Below are 3,106 nucleotides of genomic sequence, written 5' to 3'. Positions count from 1 at the left end.
TTGTAATTTTATTTTTGTTTGCGTAAAAATATTATAACACAAAAAGAGAAGTTTTTGTTTTTTTATTTTCAACCCTAAAAAACTCAACAAAGCCATATAAAAACTGGTTTAGTCGAGTTTTTTTTTTCGTGAGTTATTTCTATATATTATCAAGAGAAGAAAAGGGCTCTTCGAGCCCTGAAAAAAAGGCACATTTCGTGCCTTTTTATTTCTTTATAATCTGCCAAATTTTTTCAGAAGAAAATACAATCATTGCCACTGCAACTAGTAAAGGAGCTATGCTTTTCAACGATAGACCTTCTTGTATTTTAAAATAAATATTCGATATTGCCATCAACAGTAACAAAACATATAAAATTATTTTCATTTGTCGTCTCCTAAATCAAGAGTGTTAATGCTTTCGAAACTGCCCAAGCCATCCAATCCGGCATTTTTACTGCTTTACAAGCTTTATATATTGCAGTTTCAACTGCTCCTGTGAAATGGTCGACAACCCCTAAAATAGTTTCCAATCCACCGTATTTATTAATAAATCCTCGAATAGGTGCTGGAACTTTACTATATCCTTTTCTGATAGCTTTGACAGCCCAGCTTAATTTACCTCTTGCCATTGGCCGTCCTAATTCATCAACTATAAGATTACCATACTTGTCGTAAGCTTCACCGTCAATTAAATAAATATCTTTAATATTTACATCTGAACGCTTTACTTCATTTCCGTTAGGAACTGGAACTCTATTTTCAGCTTCATTTGATTGTGTATTTTTTTGAGTTTCTACTGCTGCAAGTACAGGAGAAACTCCTGTGAATAGTGTTATAGCGACCATACTACTAATTATTGTTTTTTTTGAATTCATAAGAAGTCTCCTTTGCTAATGAATGTATCTTTGACTATGTCTATAAATTAATTTTATCAGAATAAGAGTCTATATTTTTAAGCGTTCTCTTTTCAGAACGCTTTATTTTGACAACTCATTTTTACTCCCTGCTAACGCACTTTGTCGCTCCGCTTGTACACTTCTATTTTTTATTTTGTTACGCATTTGCTAATAAATGCTAGCGCCCTCCGGTTGCGGATACGTAGAGAGGCGTATTTTCAATTTTAAGCCCCTTTCCAGATTTATGAAGAGTATTTTGCTTACAAAGTGAAAAATTCGCTTAAACTGATTTTAGGGCGCTTCTGAACGTATTTTTTTAAAGTGGATATAAAACAATCTTTTATAATCTTCTTCTCATTTCTCATTTTTCTTTGCTAATTTTTTGTAAGAGCATAAGGGAAACTGCTATCACTTTGTGCTAGAAGTCGCAGTGCGACTTGTTTTTAGGTGGGGTCAAAATTTTCTAATATTTTAGTGTAATTTTAGTTTTAAAATCCTTTAATACCAACCCCCTTTAGTTTCCTTTTAGTGTTTGAAAATGAGAAAAATTTAATAATGTGCTAAATTTTAGTTTTCTATTAGTTGGTATATGAGAAAAAATTAAATTAAATGTCAATTTTTATATATTGATTTTCGTTACCTTTTGTCAAAAGGTAACGCTTTTGTACTTTTGACACTACGTGTGCAAAAATACGCGGTCTGTCTGACGAAACTTAGCAGTTGGCTCTCGGTCATTCTGACCGACTGGGCTATCGCCCAAAAACCAAAAAGCAAGATTTTTCATTTCGCTTCATGCGAAAATCAAAATCCCAAAAAGCAAAAAAATAGATTGCCAAGCAATCCAATTTTTCCTTTTTTTCTCAAGATCACTCTCGTGAACTTTCAAAAAAATAAAACCCAAAAACAAAAAAAGAACCTTGCGGTTCTATTTTTTCTTTTAAAGTCTCTCCATTTTCGGCTGAGAATCACCGTTTGAATATCTCCTTATTTTTCGGCTGAGGAAACACCGTTTGAATATTCTCCTGTTTTTACGGCTGAGAAAAAACGACTTTTAATTTAAATAAATTATAACATTATTCAGTTAAAATTATTTAATAAAATAATTTTTTCTTTGCCAATCCCAAGCAGCAATTATTTTTGTACCCTCAGAAATTTCTCCAGTATCCTCATCAACTTTAATCAAATCTCCAGTTTCAACATCATCAAATTTCAGTTCTGATTTTATTTCTTTGAACAATCCGCCATACGATAATTGTCGTTTTCGATACAAACCTTTATACAAATCATCAACTACTTTTAAATTTTTTTCATCAAATTGAATTGGCTTAACAGGATATTTTGAAGTTTCAAGAATAGACTTTTTAAGTCCTTGCTTGTCAAAAATATTTGTGTCTTTGTTTTTAACTGCCTTGATATTTACGACTGGAGTATAATCTAATTTTGCAGATTTTTCCCAGAAGCTTGTCCATTCCTTTTGATTGATATAGTTTTCATAGTTTTTAAAATAATTAGAACTCATCATCATCAAAACATGAAGATGTGGGTGGTAGTATCCTTTTCTTTTTTCTTCAACAGTTACTTCAGTTGCCCTCAAAAAACCAATCAGATTTTTCTTTACTTTAGTTCTTTTAAATAAACGGTCAAATGATTTTGTCAAATCAGACATTGCTTGATTCAACTCATTACCTGGAACATTTTTAATCGTTAAAGTCAAAAACAAAAATCTGCCCTTCGGTTCTTTTTCCATTGCTTTTTCGACAATGCAAGAAGTTTGGTACGAATATTTCATAGACCTTCTCCAGTTACAAATCGGACATAGTTTATTTTTGCAAAACCATGTTTGGTTTAATTTCAAAGAGCCGTTAGGTTGCAATAAAAAAGTTAATACTTCCGCACATTGAGAAACATTTTGAACCATGTTGCTATTGTATTTTAATTTTTTATATCCATCAGCAAGTTTCAAATTTGAAATTTTTCTTCCTTGCCAATTTCTATCTTTACCTTTTTTATTTTTATCTTGCAAAATATGCAAGTCTTGATTTTTAGTTTCCAAATTGTTATAATTGTCTCAAATCGATTGAAAAAAAACGAGACTTCTCCTTTGTAATTTTATTTTTGTTTGCGTAAAAATATTATAACACAAAAAGAGAAGTTTTTGTTTTTTTATTTTCAACCCTAAAAAACTCAACAAAGCCATATAAAAACTGGTTTAGTCGAGTTTTTTTTTT

The 3,106-nt window shown here is 30.9% G+C and carries 3 protein-coding genes; all 3 read right to left on the bottom strand.

The window, feature by feature from the left end; translation table 11 throughout:
* Positions 1-205: 205 nt before the first annotated feature.
* The 3 genes from GHI45_RS11165 to GHI45_RS11155 all read right to left on the bottom strand — a co-directional run bounded on the left by GHI45_RS11165 (position 206) and on the right by GHI45_RS11155 (position 2,931).
* Positions 206-367, bottom strand: coding sequence for a hypothetical protein (locus GHI45_RS11165; RefSeq protein WP_153497457.1), 162 nt, complete (start codon positions 365-367; stop codon positions 206-208).
* A 10-nt stretch (positions 368-377) separates the two neighbouring features.
* Positions 378-857, bottom strand: coding sequence for a hypothetical protein (locus tag GHI45_RS11160; protein WP_147806298.1), 480 nt, complete (start codon positions 855-857; stop codon positions 378-380).
* A gap of 1,108 nt (positions 858-1,965) precedes the next feature.
* Positions 1,966-2,931: a protein rep gene (locus GHI45_RS11155; protein ID WP_147806297.1), complete on the bottom strand. Its 966-nt coding sequence runs from the start codon at positions 2,929-2,931 to the stop codon at positions 1,966-1,968.
* Positions 2,932-3,106 lie beyond the last annotated feature (175 nt).

This window comes from Lactococcus sp. dk101, assembly GCF_009601055.1.
Classification (GTDB): domain Bacteria; phylum Bacillota; class Bacilli; order Lactobacillales; family Streptococcaceae; genus Lactococcus.
The sequence above is the reverse complement of the archived record's forward strand: the minus strand, read 5'-3'. Positions and strand labels throughout refer to the sequence as shown.

Coding starts and splice junctions, on each gene's coding strand:
- GHI45_RS11160 (WP_147806298.1), bottom strand. CDS start 857: ATGAATTCAAAAAAAACAATAATTAGTAGTATGGTCGCTATAACACTA.
- GHI45_RS11165 (WP_153497457.1), bottom strand. CDS start 367: ATGAAAATAATTTTATATGTTTTGTTACTGTTGATGGCAATATCGAAT.